The 18,060-nt window shown below is 59.1% G+C and carries 14 protein-coding genes; 7 read left to right on the top strand and 7 right to left on the bottom strand.

Annotated features, from left to right (window positions below; genetic code table 11):
- Positions 1-234 precede the first annotated feature (234 nt).
- The 3 genes from HMPREF2710_RS01980 to HMPREF2710_RS01970 all read left to right on the top strand — a co-directional run bounded on the left by HMPREF2710_RS01980 (position 235) and on the right by HMPREF2710_RS01970 (position 3,287).
- On the top strand, positions 235-1,215 hold the full coding sequence (locus tag HMPREF2710_RS01980; protein WP_012904303.1) for a CPBP family intramembrane glutamic endopeptidase: 981 nt from the start codon (positions 235-237) through the stop codon (positions 1,213-1,215).
- Positions 1,216-1,359: 144 nt separating this feature from the next.
- A complete protein-coding gene (locus HMPREF2710_RS01975; RefSeq protein ID WP_070599243.1) occupies positions 1,360-2,667 on the top strand; it encodes a M18 family aminopeptidase in 1,308 nt (435 codons plus the stop codon).
- Between the two features lie 272 nt (positions 2,668-2,939).
- Positions 2,940-3,287, top strand: coding sequence for a hypothetical protein (locus HMPREF2710_RS01970; RefSeq protein WP_070599241.1), 348 nt, complete (start codon positions 2,940-2,942; stop codon positions 3,285-3,287).
- 96 nt (positions 3,288-3,383) lie between these two features.
- Here HMPREF2710_RS01970 and HMPREF2710_RS01965 read toward each other — a convergent pair whose 3' ends face one another.
- On the bottom strand, positions 3,384-4,130 hold the full coding sequence (locus tag HMPREF2710_RS01965; RefSeq protein ID WP_070505744.1) for a hypothetical protein: 747 nt from the start codon (positions 4,128-4,130) through the stop codon (positions 3,384-3,386).
- A gap of 1,207 nt (positions 4,131-5,337) precedes the next feature.
- Here HMPREF2710_RS01965 and HMPREF2710_RS01955 point away from each other — a divergent pair.
- On the top strand, positions 5,338-6,003 hold the full coding sequence (locus HMPREF2710_RS01955; RefSeq protein ID WP_070593105.1) for a hypothetical protein: 666 nt from the start codon (positions 5,338-5,340) through the stop codon (positions 6,001-6,003).
- A gap of 109 nt (positions 6,004-6,112) precedes the next feature.
- Here HMPREF2710_RS01955 and pdxT read toward each other — a convergent pair whose 3' ends face one another.
- Both pdxT and pdxS read right to left on the bottom strand, forming a co-directional pair.
- The gene (gene pdxT, locus HMPREF2710_RS01950) at positions 6,113-6,751 is read right to left on the bottom strand and encodes a pyridoxal 5'-phosphate synthase glutaminase subunit PdxT (RefSeq protein WP_070599239.1); all 639 of its coding nucleotides are present in this window, start codon (positions 6,749-6,751) and stop codon (positions 6,113-6,115) included.
- A gap of 115 nt (positions 6,752-6,866) precedes the next feature.
- On the bottom strand, positions 6,867-7,772 hold the full coding sequence (pdxS, locus tag HMPREF2710_RS01945) for a pyridoxal 5'-phosphate synthase lyase subunit PdxS (protein ID WP_005507298.1): 906 nt from the start codon (positions 7,770-7,772) through the stop codon (positions 6,867-6,869).
- 376 nt (positions 7,773-8,148) lie between these two features.
- Between pdxS and HMPREF2710_RS01940 the strand changes: the two genes are divergently transcribed.
- Both HMPREF2710_RS01940 and HMPREF2710_RS01935 read left to right on the top strand, forming a co-directional pair.
- Entirely contained in the window at positions 8,149-9,789 is a 1,641-nt protein-coding gene (locus HMPREF2710_RS01940) for a Na+/H+ antiporter (RefSeq protein ID WP_070599236.1), read from the top strand.
- 196 nt (positions 9,790-9,985) lie between these two features.
- A complete protein-coding gene (locus HMPREF2710_RS01935) occupies positions 9,986-11,488 on the top strand; it encodes an MATE family efflux transporter (protein WP_049333868.1) in 1,503 nt (500 codons plus the stop codon).
- A gap of 129 nt (positions 11,489-11,617) precedes the next feature.
- Here HMPREF2710_RS01935 and nadE read toward each other — a convergent pair whose 3' ends face one another.
- A complete protein-coding gene (gene nadE / locus HMPREF2710_RS01930; protein ID WP_070599234.1) occupies positions 11,618-12,451 on the bottom strand; it encodes an ammonia-dependent NAD(+) synthetase in 834 nt (277 codons plus the stop codon).
- Between the two features lie 297 nt (positions 12,452-12,748).
- Between nadE and HMPREF2710_RS01925 the strand changes: the two genes are divergently transcribed.
- On the top strand, positions 12,749-13,051 hold the full coding sequence (locus HMPREF2710_RS01925) for a hypothetical protein (protein WP_049350518.1): 303 nt from the start codon (positions 12,749-12,751) through the stop codon (positions 13,049-13,051).
- A gap of 87 nt (positions 13,052-13,138) precedes the next feature.
- On the opposite strand, the gene HMPREF2710_RS09440 is transcribed toward HMPREF2710_RS01925, so the two are convergent.
- The 3 genes from HMPREF2710_RS09440 to HMPREF2710_RS09435 all read right to left on the bottom strand — a co-directional run.
- Positions 13,139-13,279 (bottom strand): hypothetical protein, encoded by a 141-nt coding sequence (locus HMPREF2710_RS09440; protein WP_161800493.1) that lies wholly within the window; start codon positions 13,277-13,279, stop codon positions 13,139-13,141.
- 95 nt (positions 13,280-13,374) lie between these two features.
- The gene (locus HMPREF2710_RS01920) at positions 13,375-17,415 is read right to left on the bottom strand and encodes a S8 family serine peptidase (RefSeq protein ID WP_070599231.1); all 4,041 of its coding nucleotides are present in this window, start codon (positions 17,413-17,415) and stop codon (positions 13,375-13,377) included.
- 388 nt (positions 17,416-17,803) lie between these two features.
- Positions 17,804-18,060, bottom strand: a 257-nt coding sequence (locus HMPREF2710_RS09435; protein ID WP_168163098.1) for an S-layer homology domain-containing protein, incomplete at its 5' end; no start/stop codon positions are given.

The raw sequence follows: 18,060 nt of genomic DNA, 5'->3' as shown, positions 1-18,060 counted from the left end.
AGCCTTTCTGGTGCTGAAAAAACACCCCGGAAGAGCGGTCATCAGCGACTATGTATATGAGCGTATTATCGCTACAAATTATGGCATAGGTTCAGAAAATGAACCCCGTGAATGGTAGGTTTTTAGCCTTATTCACGGCTTTTTCAATGGTTTTGGAACATTCCGTATCAATCGGCACTTGAAGGTTTCCGTATGCCCGGTCACCATCGACCCCGCGGAGGCTAGGATTAAAGAATGAACACTACACCGCCTCCCGCACCCCCGCAGGTAGCCGCCGGAACCCCCGCTGCTCCTGCGCCTGTTGCAGGTCTTGCCTACCACCGTCTCTCCCACGCCGACCCGAAATCCCGCTGGTTCTCACCCCTGCTGGAAGGTCTGCTCGGTGTCGCCGTATTTATTGGCCTCAACCTGATCATTTCAGTTGCCCTGGCTGCGACGATTATGGGTTCGGGACTTTCCCTCCAGGATGTAGCTACGAACCGCGCCGTCATTATGGAACACCCGGCGCTGTTCGCGCTGACGTTCCTCTCCCTTATCGCGATTGTGCCTTCGCTCTTTCTGGCGCGCCTGGTCGTGGGTCCGAAGCCCTGGGGTCTAATCCATTCGGTGGCGGGCCGCCTGCGCCGCTCACTGCTACTTCCGTACCTGGGTTTGAGCTTCGCTGTTTACGGTATCTACTACGCCGTGATGCTGGCGTTGAGCGGTGAGAGCCTGCCCGAATACCGCTATTTTCAACCTCCACAGGTTGAATTTTGGGTTTATGTGGCGATGATGCTGCTCCTGGTGCCCGTGCAGTGCTACGCCGAAGAGCTCGCCTACCGCGGCTTCATGATGCAGATGCTGGGCCGCTGGCTCCGCACCCCCTGGCTGCCGATTGTGCTGCCCGCCGTGCTGTTCATGCTCTCCCACGCCTACGACCCCTGGGGTCAGAGCACGATTCTCGCGATGGGTATTTACGCGGGTTTCCTCTGCTGGTACACCGGCGGTCTGGAGGCCTCCATCAGCCTGCACGTGGCAAATAACGTGATCCTGATGCTGCTGTCCATGGTGGCTGGTCTGGATCCGTTCGCCTCCGAGGGTGTGACCCCCGTGGATGCACTGCAGGGCATCGCGCTGGAAGGCGTGTACGTGGTGCTCGCCTGCCTGATCTTCAACGCGCGCGCTCGCCGCGGCGAGGTTTCACGTGAAACACAACCGCTCAAGGTTGATAAATAGGCTATTTGGTGGGTTGCTTTAGCCCAGCTGCCCCAGCCCGCCCACCCCGCTCCATTCGAGCCTCACCAGGGCTATTACTCCACGCCGCGTGGACTACCCGCCCCGGTCACCCCGTCAACACCCAAGAAAAGGTAGGGTTAAACCATGACTGTTGATGCTGTAAAAAATATTGAAGACCTCGCCGCATTCGTGGCGGAGTCGCCGGTCTCTTACCTCGCCGCGCGCACGGTAGCGCGCCGCCTGCAAGCAGCAGGCTTCACCGGGCTTGTAGAGACCGAAGCATGGGACCCGCAGATCGCAACCGGCCGTCACTTCGTCGTCCGTGACGGCGCGATTATCGCCTGGGCTGGCGGCGCGAAGGCGCAGAAGGCAAGCGGCTACCGCGTGCTGGGTGCGCACACCGACTCGCCCTCCCTGAAGGTCAAGCCTTCCTCCTCCATCACCACGAAGGGCTGGCACCAGATTGCCGTGGAGAATTACGGTGGTGCACTGCTGAACTCCTTCCTGGACCGCGAGCTGTGCGTGGCGGGCCGCCTCACCGTCCTTGAGGGCGGGGAGCTGAAGGACCGCCTGGTGCGCACCGGCGCGATTGCGCGCATCCCGCAGCTGGCACCGCACCTGGACCACAAGCGCAACGAACTGGTGCTGGACAAGCAGTTCAACATGTACCCCGTGTGGGGTGTGGACCCGGCAGAGAATGACGTGCTCGGCTACATGGCGAAGCACGTGATTGACGGCGAGCCGGTCGACCCGGAAAGCATTGTGGGTTACGACCTGCTGTTCGCTGATTCGCAGCCGCCGCGCCGTTTTGGTGCGGATCAGGAGCTGTTCGCTTCCGGTCGCCTGGATAACCTGTCTTCGGTGCATGCGGGTTTGACCGCCCTGGAGCGTTACGTTGCCGATAACGCGGATGAGCACGCCACCGAGACCGTGATGCTTGCGGCGTTCGACCATGAGGAGCTTGGTTCGGAGTCGCGTAGTGGTGCGGCTGGCCCGTTCCTGGAGGATATTCTGGTGCGCCTGTCCGCTGCGCGCGGTGAGAGCACGGAGGAGTACCGCCGTTCGGTGGCGGCGTCGTTCTGCCTGTCGGCTGATGCCGGTCACCTGGTGCATCCGAACTATCAGGGTCACCACGACCCGACCGTTCAGCCGCTGCCCGGTGGTGGCCCGCTGCTGAAGATTAACGCGAACCAGCGTTATGCGACGGATTCGGTGGGTGCTGGCGTGTTCGCTGAGGCGTGCGCGAAGGCTGGTGTGCCGTATCAGGAGTTCGTGTCGAATAACAATATGCCGTGCGGTTCGACGATTGGCCCGATTACGGCGACTCGCCTGGGTATGCGCACCGTGGATGTGGGTATTGGTTTGCTGTCGATGCATTCGATGCGCGAGATGTGCCATGTGGACGATATGGCGTACATGACCCGCGCGGTGGAAGGCTTCTTCCGCCTCTAAATTGAATCCCGCTGAGGTATGAACAGCTGGGGAGTGGGCGCCGGGAACGTAAGGTTCCCGGCGCCCTTATTTTTTAAAAATTTTTCAAAATTTTTCGGGGGGGGGGGAGCTGTTTACCTCTTGAATAGGGTTTATGTGTGCTGTAAAGTAACCCACAATACGTAATATACGTGTTGCACATTACTTGTTTTTGAGAATTTTTCACCAATGATGGTGCGCCATCAGCTCGTCACCGGCGTAGCGAGCGAACCCCAACATGAAAGGCGGTTCCCATGTTCTTCGGTATTTCTCTGATCCCGCTGGCGGTTTTGATTATTGTGGGTCAGCTGAAAAAAGCACCACCAAGGTTGCTAAACAACCCCAGCTATCAGAAGGAGAGGGAGCAGGTGCGAAAGCACCTGCGCATCCTGGATGTGCTCGGCGTGGGTTTTGCTCTTGCCCTGATGATTATTCAGTGGGGTAACCCCGCGTTATCGCTTGCCTTTCAGGCGTTCGTTATTTGGGGGGTTCCCAGCCAGCTGTATAGGCTCTGGCAGAAGTTCAATGTGCCGCGTGGGGTACTCTTCGCGTGTGCTGTAGCCCTGATCGTTATTGAGTTTGGGTTGGCGCTCCTACCCTAACCTGCACCCTATAACAGTTGTGGCGGTGACCGAATGAAACGGTCACCGCCACAACTATTTTTAAGATGAGACAGACTCAGATTAGACGGGGTTCGATTAGACAGGGTTGTCGGGGCTGGGCAGGGTTACCACCTCAGACCAGCGAGTATCCTGAGCGGCCGCACGGTTCGCGTCGCTCTTCTGCTTCACATCGGCTGGCGCCTGCCGCGCCCACGCCTCAAAAGCAACAATGTAGTTCTCGGGGTAGTTTGCCGCGAGCAGCTCCTGGCGGGTCGGGAAGTACTCCTTACCCTCTCGAATATCGACGTAGTTGCTTGCCTTATAGGGGTCGGCGCTCTGGATGTCAGCGCGCGGGCCGGAGGCTACCTTTCCGCTTGCCACGTTATTGTCATCGATAGCGCGCACCCACGCCGCGGCGTAGGCGTGATCGGCCTTGTTCTTCTCGTACAGTGCCAGGCACTCGGCTCCTGCTGATTCAGCTTCGGCGCGGGTGGGGAAGTTCGCCTGGTTGCGTACAACATGCCGTGCGGAGACATAGGAGGGGAGTGCCGTACCGCGGTCGGCGCTGAGGGCTTCCTGCTGCTTGAGGGTTTCAGCTTTCGCGGCTTCGTCAGGTTCAAGGCAGGGGGTGGAGGTCTTCTTCGCCGCGGAAGAGGAAGCGGACCCGGTGGGACTTGTTGCTGACGGGGAGGAAATCACGGTCGTATTCGAGGGTGCCGGAGTATTTGATGCCGTGCTGGTGGAGCTACCGCAGGAGGCAAAAAGCAGGGGAAGAAGCGCCAGCGCGGCACTTCGTCGTAGACCGCTGGAACGGAACGAAAGAAGAGCAGGGGTGTGGGTCATGAGACCACCTCACAAGAGGGATGGAACGATATATTGCGTCTAAACATACCCGAATATTTGATAGATGGTCAATGGAAAATATCATCTTAGTTTAAAACCAACACTCTAGACGCAAGATGTGCAACCCAGTAGTCTTAAAGTTCTGACCTGCTTAAATATGTGGTAGATGGGGTAAGAGTGCGGAGGCTTTGCGGGTCGCCTACCTATCCCAGTATTGGCTTTGAGGCTTAGTGGATAAGAAAAACAACATTGAGGCTATGTGTTCGATGTTCCGCTACTAGCTTTTTATGCTACTGAAAGGAAATGGCATCATGAATTCTACTTATAAGATGTTTGCCGTAAATGAGAAAATAATTTTGTATATCTTATTTCTCATTGTATTGCAATTTTTCTATATTTTCCCAACTAGCCTGTATATAGAGTTCAATGGATTTGTCTCGCCATGTGATAGGTGGCAAAGTGCATATTTCGACTATATACCCTTCTTCGTGGTGGGAGTTGTATTAGCTAGCTTGTGGCAGATCTTTAGTATATGGCTGGGTGTAAAGCTTCGCATAGGCATTTTTTGGATTGCGTCGCTATATTTAGTTTTTAAAATGTATGGGACTTATGAAATTTTAAAAGGCAATATCTTAAGTTCATGTAAAGTTCCTACAGAATATATGCATGGAATATTGTGGCCATATGATCTACAGGCATTCATTCTCTTGGGTCCCGATATTGTCTCATGCGTTATTTTTATAGCAGTTTTTATTGCATGTTCTAAGCGTAGCTACTGGATACCAACCCTCGCAGCTGTAGCCGCATTTGTTGTGCAGTGCGTCATCTTGGTACTGCTCTGGGAATACGTTAGGGGACTTATCTATTTCCTCCTGCAGTAGCGATGGACCGTTGAGGCGCAGGCTTTTACGGAGTTCGAGGTTGCATAAAGGGCGCTCCAACCGTGCCCCTCTGGATATGTTGGCTTCTGCTGATTATCGGGCAAATAACAATATCTGATGCTGGTGTCTTTGTGCCGTATTTGCTTCAAGAGCCCGGTGGCTTCCGTGTTTGCGCAAGTCAAGACGCTGAATAAGCTTGTTTGTCGATTTTCTTTCGAGCTGTTGGCTTTTAAAAAATAAACATAATTTTCTCTTGACCACGTATCAAAACTGCCCGTATAGTGAGGGTCAATTCGGTATGTTCCAGCCCACAATGAGGTAACATCATGACCCTGAATTCTAGGACCCCCAACCCCCGCTATAGCGCACTGCGATACGGTGCCGCTCTCTTAACCCTGCCCCTGTTCCTTGCCGCCTGCGGTGGTGCAAACACCGCGGCAAGCAGCACCCCCTCACCCTCCACGGCGAGCGCCTCAGCAACGGCAAGCACCACGCCCACCGTCAGCTGCTCCTCATACTCCGCTGAAGATCTCGCATCAGCAGAAGCCGCCAAGCCCGTCCCGCGCACCGATGAACAATACCCCGCGTACATCCAGTACCGGCACATCCTCGCAGACGGCGCCCACATGATTGAGCCCAGCGAAATCGACAGCAAGTGCCACGCCGCACTCAAAGCAGGGCGGAGCACCTTCCCCGAATACGTTCAAAACATCGATGCCTACAACGCTCGCCCCAGCGTTGGACTCTCCGACCCCTTCGCCGGTAGCGAGTACCGAGACATCAAGGACCGCAACGAATTCATCCCTCACCGCGCCGACCTGGAAGAAGCCGCCTACCCCGAAATGATTATTCGTCTCTACGAAAAGTGGTACGAGGCAGCCCCCGCAGACATCAAGACGCTCAGCGACGCGAACCGTGCACGATTCCTCGCCACGAGCGCCTACCAGCAATGGAAGGCCCAGCCCCAAATCCCCAGCAGCTCCCGCGCATAAACCCACTCACGCATAAGCCCACGCAAAAACAGTTGTGGCGGTGACCGAACAACGGTCACCGCCACAACTCCTTAAATGCTCATTACCGGGCTTATTTTTGGGGGAGGGGCTACTTGCCCTTCACCTCGCGTGCCAGAGCCAGCAGCTCCTCATGCACCGTCGTATCGCCCGTAACCTCCGGGTGGAAAGAAATACCAATCAGGTTGCCCGAACGCACACCCACAATCTTCCCCTCATGACGAGCCGTCACCTGCACACCCTCACCAGTGCCAGTCACAATCGGCGCACGAATAAACGCCGTATCAATAACCACCTCATCACCGGCAGGGGTCAGCCACGGCAGGCGCACCTCCGCAGAATCAACCTGCGAACCAAACGCGTTACGACCCACCGAAACGTCCAAAACACCCAGCGACTGCTGACCCGGCGCCGGATCATCAATACGCTTCGACAGCATAATCAGACCAGCACACGTACCCAGAGTCGGCAGACCCGAAGAAATCGCCTCAATCAGCGGCTCACGCACACCAAAAATACGGGTCAAACGGTCAATCGTCGACGACTCACCACCCGGCAAAACCAGCGCATCCAGACCCTCAAGCTGCTCACCAGTACGCACCCAACGCACCTGCGCACCCAGGGACTCCAGCATCTCCGCATGCTCACTCACGCCGCCCTGCAACGCCAAAACACCAACCGTCAAACCCTCACCCGGCAAAACACCGGCAGGCTGAACCTTCTCAACCATCACCGCTCCCTTCACAAAACAACAAACACAACAAACACAAGGAGGGTGGGACCCGCCTCAGCGAACCCCACCCCCTCATCAAACACTCACCCCGAATACGGGGTGCGCGCACGAATTACCAGCCGCGCTCCGCCAGGCGGTGCGGTGCCGGGATGTCAGCAACGTTAATGCCGACCATAGCCTCACCCAGGCCGCGAGAAGCCTCAGCAACCTTCTCCGGGTCGTTGTAGAAAGCAGTAGCCTTCACGATAGCCTTCGCGCGAGCAACCGGGTCGCCCGACTTGAAAATACCGGAACCAACGAACACGCCGTCAGCACCCAGCTGCATCATCATCGCAGCGTCGGCGGGGGTAGCCACACCACCAGCGGTGAACATCACCACGGGCAGCTTACCGGTCTGAGCAACCTCACGAACCAGCTCGTACGGTGCAGCCAGTTCCTTAGCCTTCACGTACAGCTCATCAGGCATGGTGTTGTACAGGCCCTGCAGCTCAGCAATCTGACGCTTAATGGTGCGGATGTGCTTAGTCGCCTCAGAGACGTCACCGGTGCCCGCCTCGCCCTTCGAGCGGATCATAGCGGCACCCTCGGTGATGCGGCGCAGAGCCTCACCCAGGTTGGTAGCACCACACACGAAAGGAACCTTGAACTGGTGCTTATCAATGTGGTTCACGTAGTCAGCGGGGGAAAGAACCTCAGACTCGTCAATGTAGTCGACCTTCAGGGTCTCCAGAATCTGAGCCTCAACGAAGTGGCCGATGCGTGCCTTCGCCATGACCGGGATCGAAACAGCATCAATGATGCCCTCAATCATGTCCGGGTCAGACATACGAGCCACGCCGCCCTGCGCACGAATATCCGCGGGAACGCGCTCGAGAGCCATGACGGCAACAGCGCCAGCATCTTCAGCGATCTTAGCCTGTTCGGGGGTGACGACGTCCATGATGACGCCGCCCTTGAGCATGTCGGCCAGGCCGCGCTTAACAAGCGGGCTGCCGGTTACGGTGTTGTTATCAGTCATGACCTTATCTTCTCACGTTCTGAGTGCTCACGCGCACTCACGGAGGCAGATTTTCTGTTCTCTGACACAGTACGACCCGAAGTTCACGTCAGAACGACACAAAACGTCATGAAAGGTGCCCGCACCCACGAATTGGACAGCCCCGCCAGCGAGCCCAGGGAATAAAACCGCCGGTATACTATTTAACCCACTAGAACCCTGCACACGGGCACCGCGGGTAGGCGCTCACCACGTCGTAAACGCCACCTAGAACAAAAGCCCGCAGGGCAACCATCAACACATTTCACAGACCATGTAGCGCACCAGGAACTGCGCCCGGGCACACCCAAGCAGCACCCGAGCGTCCAGTACCCCTGTGCCCAAGAAAAGGAACAGCATGCTCGAAGTCATCATTGCCCTATCGCTGGCGATTCTTCTGGGTAATATCCTCGCCCATAAAATACGGATAACCCCCGCCATTGTGCTGATATTCATTGGCCTGGCTATCGGCATTATGCCCGCCCACGAACTGCACGAAGTTCAGAGTATCGGCCTGCCGCCGCACGTCATCCTCGAAATCTTCCTGCCCATCATGCTCTTCTGGGAAGCCCGCAACACCTCATGGCGTGAAGCGCGCGCTCGTCTGCGCGGCATTCTGCTCTCGGGCACGGTGCTCGTAATTTTCACGGCGTTCGTTATCGCCTGGGTGCTTCACACATTTATGGGCGTCTACCTGTGGCCTGTGGCGCTGATTATCGGTGTGGCGCTCGCCCCCACCGATGCTGTGGCCGTGGCAACGCTCAACGGCAAACTCCCCAAATCTTCCATCACCACCCTTAAAGCGGAAGCACTCATTAACGACGGCACCACCCTAGTTCTTTTCGCACTCGCCCTGCAGCTTGCGGGTGGTCATGAACTTACCCTGGGGACTGCATCCGGAATGTTCTTCTTCTCGTTCCTGATTGGAACTCTCGTTGGCCTGGCCGTCGGATGGGGTGTAGATAAGCTGCGTGCGCACATCGGCAACCCCATGAACTTCAGCGTGTTCATGTTTACCGTGCCGTTTATTGCTTTCTTCCTGGCTGAAGAGATCGAGCCTTTTGAGGGCATGAAAGGTTCCGGAGTGGTGGCTGTGGTGGTCGCCGCTTTCTACCTGACCTATCGCGGACCGGATACCATCAAACCCCAAAACCGTTTCTACGGTCTGCCCATCTGGTCGTTTGTCTCCTATGTCATGAACGGTGCGCTCTTCGTGCTCGTGGGTGTTCAGCTGCCCAGCGCCACAGCGCCTGTGGATGATGTTCTTCGTGAATACAACTATGCGTGGGCTTTGACGTTCGCCGTGATTGTGGTGGCATGGCTTGTTTCCATTGCGGCGCGTTTTATTTTCCTGCACGTCTCGATCGGTATTATTCGTGCCCTTGACCGTTCAGAAAAGCAGAAGCAGCTGCGCACAACTTTCCGTGGCCGTGTAGTGAGTACCTTTGCGGGACTGCGCGGCGGTGTTTCCCTCGCGGTGGCTCTCTCCGTGCCGACTGATGTTCCCGCGCGTGACTTTATTATCTTTGTTGTTGCGGGCGTGGTTCTGCTGTCGATGGTGGTTCAGGGGATGCTCCTGCCGCTCGTTATTAGGTGGGCGAAAATTCCGGTTGATACCACCGAAGAAGATGAGATTAATGAAGCAATCCGCACGATCATTGCCGAGTCCTTCGACTCTGTGGCTGAGATCGGCCAGGAAATTGGTGCACCACAGTGGATTATCGACCGCATTGCCGACGAACAGATGTACAACGCGAGTATACACCGCAACCTGCACGCCGTTCGTAAAGACGGTGCGAATGCGCCGGAAGAAGCCCGCCGCATTATTGAAGCGGGCGACCTTGAGAAAGAGCTGCGCCTGCGGCATTTGGAGAAGCAACGCAGCGTGCTCAAGCGCCTGCGTAATGAGCGCATAATCGACACGAATGTGCTCCACGCGATTCAGGAAATCCTGGATATTGAGGAGGTTCGCGTGCTTGGTCCGGTTGAACTCGAATAGCTCACACTCCTACATGCGATACGTATGAGGCGAGGCGCCCCACCCCTAAACGGGGAGGGGCGCCTCGTTACTTTTTTGTCTAAACCCCTAGCCCAACCACTACGTGGAAACGGTACAATACACTAGCCCGTTTTTTGTGCGGACCACGCTTCTTACCGCGCACCGGACACAACACAGACTAGAACCACAGGAACCTATGACGTCCCACCAGACTGAAAACAACGCGCCCAAAAATAGCGCAGCACCCAAAAATAGCGCACCCGCCGCAGGACACCGCCCGCACGGCGTAAGCGAAGACCCGCAGAACATCTACCTGCTCAAAGACGCCCCCATCCTCAAGGCGCTCCTCTCCCTCGGCGTGCCCATGGCGCTCGGCCTCGCCATCACCAGCATCTACAACGTGGTGAACTCCTACTTCGTCGGCCACTACGGCGGCACCGAAGACCTCGCCGCCACCAGCTACGGCGTGCCCGTCTTCGGCGTCATCATGGCAATCGCCGGCCTGTTCGGCCTGGGCTCCTCAACCCTCGCCTCCCGCAAGCTCGGTGAAGGCCAGCCCGCCCACGAAATTCACCGCGTCACCTCCTTCGCCCTCTACTCGGCGCTCGGTGCCGGTATCGTCGCGGCGGCTATCGGCTTCATCCTCGCTGACCCGATCACCAGCATCATGGGTGCATCCGGCGGCTCCTACGAACCGACCCGTATCTACGTGCACCTCATGTTCCTCGGCGCGCCCCTCGCTATCGGCATGTTCACCCTCGAACAGCTCGTCCGATCCGAAGGCTACGCCAAGCAGTCCATGTACGGCATCATCGTCGGCACCGTCGTCACCTGCATCTTCGACGTACTGTTCATCGCCATCATGGGCATGGGCGTCGCCGGTGCCGGTTGGGCGATGCTGCTGGCGAACGGCGCATCCATGCTGTACTACCTGCTGTTCCTGATGCGTCAGAGCGAGAACTTCTCCGCAAACATCCGCGACTTCTCCCTCGACCCCGCCATTATCAAGCCCGTGGTCGCGGTCGGTGCCGCCGAGCTCATTCAGAGCCTCAACCTGATCTTCGCCGCCCTGCTGCTGAACAACCTCGCCGCCTCCTACGGTGACGACACCGTCGCAGCGTTCGGCCTGGCAATGCGCCTGAACATGGTGCCCGAAATGCTGTGCATGGGCCTGTGCATGGGCGGTATCCCGCTGTACGCCTACGCGTACGGTGCCCGCAACGGCGCCCGCGTGAAGGAGGCGCTGCGCACCGCAACGATCCTGTCCGTGGCGACCTCCGCGATCATCACCATTCCGGTGCTGATTTTCCGCCGTGAACTGCTCGCCGTGGTTGGCGATGCAAGCCTCATCGACACCGGCGAAGAGGTCATGGTCGCGCTCATGCTCGCCGCCGTGTTCAACGCGGTCAGCATCGTGTTTGTGTCTTGGTTCCAGGCGTCCGGTAAGGGCGGCCCGGCAATGCTGATGACCATCGGTATTGCGTTGCTGTTCTTCCCCGCCGTGTACTTCGGCAACATGTGGTTCGGATTTAAGGGTCTGACCTGGGCGTTCCCCTTCACCCAGGTGCTCGCCTGCGCGCTGGGCCTGGTGCTGTTCCTCGCCACGGGTGGCGCGAAGGTACCGCCCGCTGAAGCTGAGGTTGAGACTGAAGGTTCTGAGGATTCGGACGTTCAGGCTGCCGCCGCATCGAAGGCATAAACGCCTCTGAACGCGAGCGCTCGCCAGCACCTACGCGGCGAGCACCTACGCAGTCAGCGTTTACACGAAAGCTCCGGACTCCCGCATAGGAGCCCGGAGCTTTTACGTTAGTTTTACGGCGGTAAAGCGCTAGTTCTTCCACCAGGAATCAAAAATCGTCACCGGAGTGGTGCGCTTATGGCGGCTACGCAGGTAAATCTGCTCCAGCTTCGCAGCGGCCGCCTCGTCGATTTCCTTACCCTCCAGGTAGTCATCAATCTGCGGGTACGTCAGACCCAGCTCATCCTCATCGGTACGGCCGGGCACGCCGTCCAGCAGGTCAGCCGTCGGCGGCTTAGCCCACAGACGCTCAGACGCACCCAAAACACGCAGCAGCAGCTGGTTCTGGCGCTTATTCAGGCCGTACAGCGGCAGCAGGTCCGCGCCGCCGTCACCGAACTTCGTGAAGAAACCCGTAATGGACTCCGCCGCATGGTCGGTACCCACCACCAGGTAGCCGGGGCCGCCAGCCACCGCATACTGGGCGATCATGCGGGCGCGCGCCTTCACATTACCCTTGTTGAAGTCGCTCATCTGCTCGCCGGTCGCGGCAGTGTAGGCGGTGTCGAAACCGTCGACAGCCTCCGCAATGTTGAAGGTCAGGGAACGGGTGGGCTGGATGAAACGCAGCGCCTCCTGCGCGTCCTCTTCGTCGTGCTGCACACGGTAGGGCAGGCGCACCGCCACGAACTCGGTGGTGCGGCCACGCTCGTTGAGGCGGTCGACAGCCAGCTGGCAGAGGCGACCCGCCAGAGTGGAGTCGATGCCGCCGCTGATGCCCAGTACCAGGCCGCGGCTTCCGGTGGCTTCCAGGTAGTCGCAGATGAACTGGATGCGACGCTCCACTTCTTCGCGTGCCTGCTCTTCGGTCATGTTGGGCTTGACGCCCATTTCACGGATGATCTGTGCCTGTAATTCACGCATGACTTAAGTGTACGCTCCACCTTATAGCCCGCGCGGTGAACCGCCGAGGGAGGCGAGGTAGTATTCCACACGGTGCGTTCAGCGCGGCGCACGCGGCGGGTTCAGTGGTGCCCCAGCCTCCCGCCAGGCCCGCAAATACACAGCATACTCACCGGTAAAAACCCTGTGCGACAAGCTACGCGGCTGTTAGCATGAACATACGGTTCAAATACCGTTCAAAACAGCCGGTGATGAGGGAAAACGCCCCCACACCCAATGCCACAGAACACGTCAACCAAGGACGGTGAAGACAGCACCATGGCAAAAACAAAAACTGAACTCTACGACGAGCTCGTAGACATCGAAACCAGCCTCGAAAACCACCCGCTCACCTCCGGGAAAATAGCGGAGGCGAACATCCTCGTCGAGCAGATGAAGGAGCAGGGCGCCACCCAGGAAGAAATCAATGAGGCACTCATCCGGCAGGGGCTGCCTTCCCTCGTGGAGATCGGCAAGAGTACCTTGACGCAGTCTTTCAGCCTCTGGAAGCTGAGTCACCGCAAGTCCAAGGTGGAAGCCGCCATTGAGAAGCTCAACCGTAAAGAAGCCCGCCAACGCTAACTAGGCCGCCTCGGGCAGAGTGAGGCAAGCAAATACCCCCGGCAGATGCGTACGGCATCCACCGGGGGTATTTCTTTCGAAGGAATATCAGCGGCTTAGATGTTCAAAGACGCTCTCATAGCGGTCAACGAAGTCCGCCGCCGCGTTCAGAAGCTCCTCCTGATTGGGGGCATCCTGGATAGCTGACAGCGTCTCATCCTCGCCGTTCTGAACCTGTAACTCACGCATAAGTTAAGTCTACGCCGCAGACATAACAGCCCACAGAAAGGGCCGTGCCAGGGCAGAAAACTCCACCCCGACACGGCCCTCACATCCGCATCCGACTAGCGGTTATTCAGCACACGCACGTTATAGCGGTGCAAGAACGCCGCCATCGCGCCACGCTCAATCGGCTGAACCGGACGGAACGAACCATCAGCCCAACCCGTCGTAATACGCTGCTCAGCCAGCCACGAAATCTCACGATAGAACTGGCCACCGGTCGACACGTCACTAAACGGCGACACCGCAGGAGCCGAATACGCCGGCGAACCCGCAAAACGGTAGAAGAACGCCGCCATAGCGTCACGGTTCACCGCAGCATTCGGACGGAACGTACCATCCGACCAGCCGGTCGTAATACCGCGAGCGCGCATCCACTCAATCTCCTTATAGAACGGGTGGTCACGCGGCACATCCTTAAAGCTCGGAGTGGACGGTGCAGTGAACTGCGGCGAACCCGCCATACGGTAGAAGAACGCCGCCATAGCGCCGCGCTCCACCGAACCGTTCGGGCGGAACGTGCCGTCCGGGTAGCCGGTCGTAATACGACGCTGAGCCAGCCAGTTAATGTCGTTCACGAACGGGTAATCCGCCGGAACATCCTTGAAGTGTGCGCTCGCGGCGGTAGCCTCAGAGTTCGAAGAGACACGCAGAACCTGCGCGCGCTCACCCGCAGCCCCATTTACGCCGGACAGGTCACCGGTCGCGTTGTGCATGTGCAGGAACAGTGCAGAAACGTTCTTCGCATCGCCGTTACGGTGAGCCACCAGCTGCGCGGAGGGTGCGTCCACGAACAGGTTCGGAACGCCCGCAGACTCGCCGCTGAACCACAGCTTCGGCGCCGCATAGTTGAACACCACCGAATCAGTCGTATCAACCACGGTCGTAGCGGAGAACGCGCTCGAAGTGGTCACCGAGTACGAAATCTCGGTGGACTCGGCGTTCGGATCCAGGCCCAGAACGCTCAGCGGAACAGTCATCACCAGGGTGTTCGAATCCATAATGTTGGTGTCCGTATCACCCCAGGTGCCGTTCAGCGGGTACAGGGCGTTCTCAATGGCCTGCCACTTGCCGTTGCTGCGCTTAGAAACCTTCACCAGCGGGTAGTCCAGGCCCTTCTCACGCACCGTCTGCAGGCGGTAGTCGCTCGTGCCGTCCTTGTCGGTATCAACGAACACGTAGTAGGTGCCGCGCGGGGTCACCTCCTGCCAGTTACCCCAGGTGGAAATACCGAAGGACAGGTGCGCCTCGGAGGTGTCCGCACCGGCAGCCTTCAACGCCGCCACGTCCGAAGCGGCACCCACGTACTGCAGGTCCATGCGGGAATCCGAACCCACACCCAGCTTCGCGGTCGGGATGCGCGGGCTCGAAGCGCCCAGCTCAAAGGCACCCAGCAGGGAGCGGTAACCGCCCTGATCCACTGCGGTACCCTGCAGGGTCAGGGTCTGCTCGGTCGCGCCGGACCCCTCCGCATCGAAGGCGATATCGGAGCCAGCCACACGCATCGCGGAGACAGGCTTCGGTGCCACGTGCAGTGGCATGCGCAGGGTCTTCACTGCAGCCGACGAGTCAGCATCGGTCAGGATCAGGCGGCCCGAAGCGCTCGCAATGTACTGGCGGGCACCCGAAATGGTCACCGCACCGGTCGAGTAGTTCACCGAATCCTGGGTCGGGTACATGGACGGGTCGCGGGTCTTCTCCAGCTTCGACGGGTCAATGCGCACCGTCACGGTGAACGTTGCCTTCTGACCGGCACCCACAGACACGGACTGAGGGTAGGAGAACTCCACACCCGGGATGCTCGTGCTGCCCTCATAGTTCAGGGTGTAGGTGTGCGCCACCGAGTCGGTGTTCTCAACGCTCACGCGGTGCTGCAGGGTCTGCACACCGGCGTTCGGGGTGTACTCGAGCACGCCGAACGTGTCCGAAACCTGTTCGGGGCGTGCCGCGTTGAACAGCATGACGCGGTCAGCCACCGCTGCACGCGTGTTGATGCGGCCGGTACCCACACGGTCCACCGCGTAGGGGTTGCCCCAGGCGTCCTGCATGTGGTGGTCGGCAGTGTTCATGATGACGGTCTTAAGCATGCGCGGACCGTACTCCGGGTGCGCCTGCATGATCAGCGCCGCAACACCGGCAACAAACGGCGTGGACATGGACGTACCGGTCTTCACGCTCGAACCGGTGCCGCTACCAACCTCGATGGAGGAAATGTTCGTGCCCGGTGCCGCAACGTCCGGCTTGGTGATGCCGTGCGAACCGTGCAGACCACGCGCGGTGGAGGTGTTCGCCTGATCCAGCTTGCCGTTGGGCACGCGGATCGAGTCGCGCAGGTTCTCGCCGAGCTGCAGGGTCAGCTCACCCGAATCAATCTGCGCGGAAAGGCGCTCCACCTGGCTCTTTGCCAGGCGCACGCCCGGAATGGAGGAGTTACCGCCGATAGCGGTGTCACCGACCTCAGTGTTCGAGGTGAGCACCACGCCGGTCGCGCCAGCCGCCTGCAGGTTGTCGAAGCGTACCTTCGAACCGCAGGGGGCGGTGCCGTCAGCGTCCGCCCAGTCGATGAGAGCCCACTTGCCCTTCAGTGCTGCAGCTTCCTCTTCGGTGAATGCCTCGCAGGCGTAGCGGTTGCGGGAGGCGGCACGCACCACGGTGCCGCGTAGCTGCTCCTCGGTCGCCTTCGAGTAGTCGAAGCTCACCGAGTAGTCACCGTAGGTGTCTGCCTCGTTCGCGGGGGCGAGAATCTTCACGCGGTCCACCAGCTGGGTCGAGCCGATGGAGTTCGCCACGGTCAGGCCGTAGGCGCTGGTGCCGGGGCCGCCCGAGTTGGAGTAGGTGTCGCCCACGGCGTTGTAGTTGTTGGCGTTACCCGCCGCGACCACGGAGAGGATACCCTCGCGGTAGAGGGAACCGACCGCGTAGTTCACGGTCTCATCGAACACGCCGAACTCGTTGCCGAGCGACAGGTTCGCGATGTCGGCGCGGTCGGAGAAGTCGCCGTCGTCGTTGGGGTCGAGCACACGGTCCAGGCCCTTGGGGACGAACGCGGTGGTGCCCTTACAACCGAAGATGCGCAGGCCAATCAGCTGGGCGTCCGGTGCGGAGCCGGGGCCGATTTTCATGTCCTTGAGCTGCTCTTCGGTGAGCTTGGAGTAGTCGCCGTGGAAGGTGCTGCCGTCCGCGTTCACACCGTAACCTGCCGCGGTGCCGGCAACGTGGCTGCCGTGGCCGCCGCAGTCGAGCGGGTTGTTATCAGGGTGGGGCGTGGAGGTTTCCTTCTTGCCGGAGTTGTAGTCGTCGCCGACCAGGTCGTAGCCGCCGAGGAACTTCTTCGGATCGTAGGTGCCCTCGGGAATCGTGTCGGATGCCTTCGCCTTCTCGAAGGCTTCCTTGGTGCCGGGGCCGCCCAAATCGGCGTGCGTGTAGTCGATACCGGTATCGAGCACGACAATCTTCACGCCCTTGCCGGTGTAGCCGGTGGAGGCGGGGTTCGCCGGGCTCTTCGCCCATACGGAGAGCGTGTCCGTATCAATGAGGGTGCCGCTGTTCTGCGGTGCCATGTCCTCAATGATGCTGATGCGTTCCACATCGTCGCGGTTCGCGAGCGCACGAATCTGCTCGACGTTACCGTAGAGCGCCACGCCGCGCATCGTGTTGTGGGTGGTGTACAGGACCTGCGCGCCGGATTCCTTCGCCGCGGAGGCGCCCTGCTGCTGCACGCTGGCGCGGATTGCCTGCACCTGCGCCTGCGCGTTGACGGGTGCCTGCGCGCGGGAGCGGACCGCGTCCGGCTGGGTCTGGGCGTACGCACCCTGACCCTTGAATCGGACGAACACGGCGCGTTCGCCGGTGGCGCCGTCCAGGCTGGGGGAGAGAACTTCGTTGTTGTTCTCGCCGGTGCCGGTGTTCTGGTGGGGCGCGTCCCGGTCTGCGCCGCGTACTACGCCCGGTGCCGCGTAGGCGGCGGTACCGAAAGGCAGGGCGGTCAGCCCGAGGGTGAGCCCCAGGGTGAGTGCGCCGCAGCTGCGTGCCAGCTGCTTGAGGCGACCCGGCTGTGTGTGCCGGGCGGCTCGCGCGGGGGTAGCTTCAGGGAAGGTTGCCACTGAATGCTCCTTATTTAGTGATGGTGCGTTTCTTAGCGGTTTCTGCACTGTGTTTCCAAGTGCGTCTGCACTGCGTCTCCAGCGTGTCTGCAGTGCGCCTCCAGTGCGTCTGTGCGGCGTAAACGTCAAGGTTCATGCCGATGGTGAAGAAACCTTCACTTATTGTCTCAACGATTCTTTATATAACCTAGTCAGACTCGTATTACGGAACATTACGCGTAAATAACAAAGCACCCAACCACAGAAAAAGGGAGCCGCACCGCCGCAGATAAACTGCAACGGTACGGCTCCCTCGGTAAAACCTGCTGAGGTAGCACCTACAGCGGTAGAACCTTACGAGCCCTTAGGCTCTGAGATTTTAGCTCCCGGAACCCTAGAATTCAGGTTTTTAGATTTCAGGGCTTTCCTTCAGCACACCCGTGCTGTAGCGGTACACGAACGCCGCCATAGCGTCGCGGTGCACCGGCTCCACGGGGCGGAACGAACCATCGGGCCAGCCGGTGGTCACGCCCTGCTCAGCCAGCCACGAAATCTCGCGGTAGAACTGCTTGTCGGTCGGAACGTCCGTGAAACGAGCCTGCGCGGGGGCAGTGTACTCGGGCGAACCAGCGTAACGGTAGAAGAACGCAGCCATCGCGTCACGGT

It is taken from the genome of Rothia sp. HMSC069D01 (genome assembly GCF_001810135.1).
In the GTDB taxonomy this organism is placed as follows: domain Bacteria; phylum Actinomycetota; class Actinomycetes; order Actinomycetales; family Micrococcaceae; genus Rothia.
The sequence above is the reverse complement of the archived record's forward strand: the minus strand, read 5'-3'. Positions and strand labels throughout refer to the sequence as shown.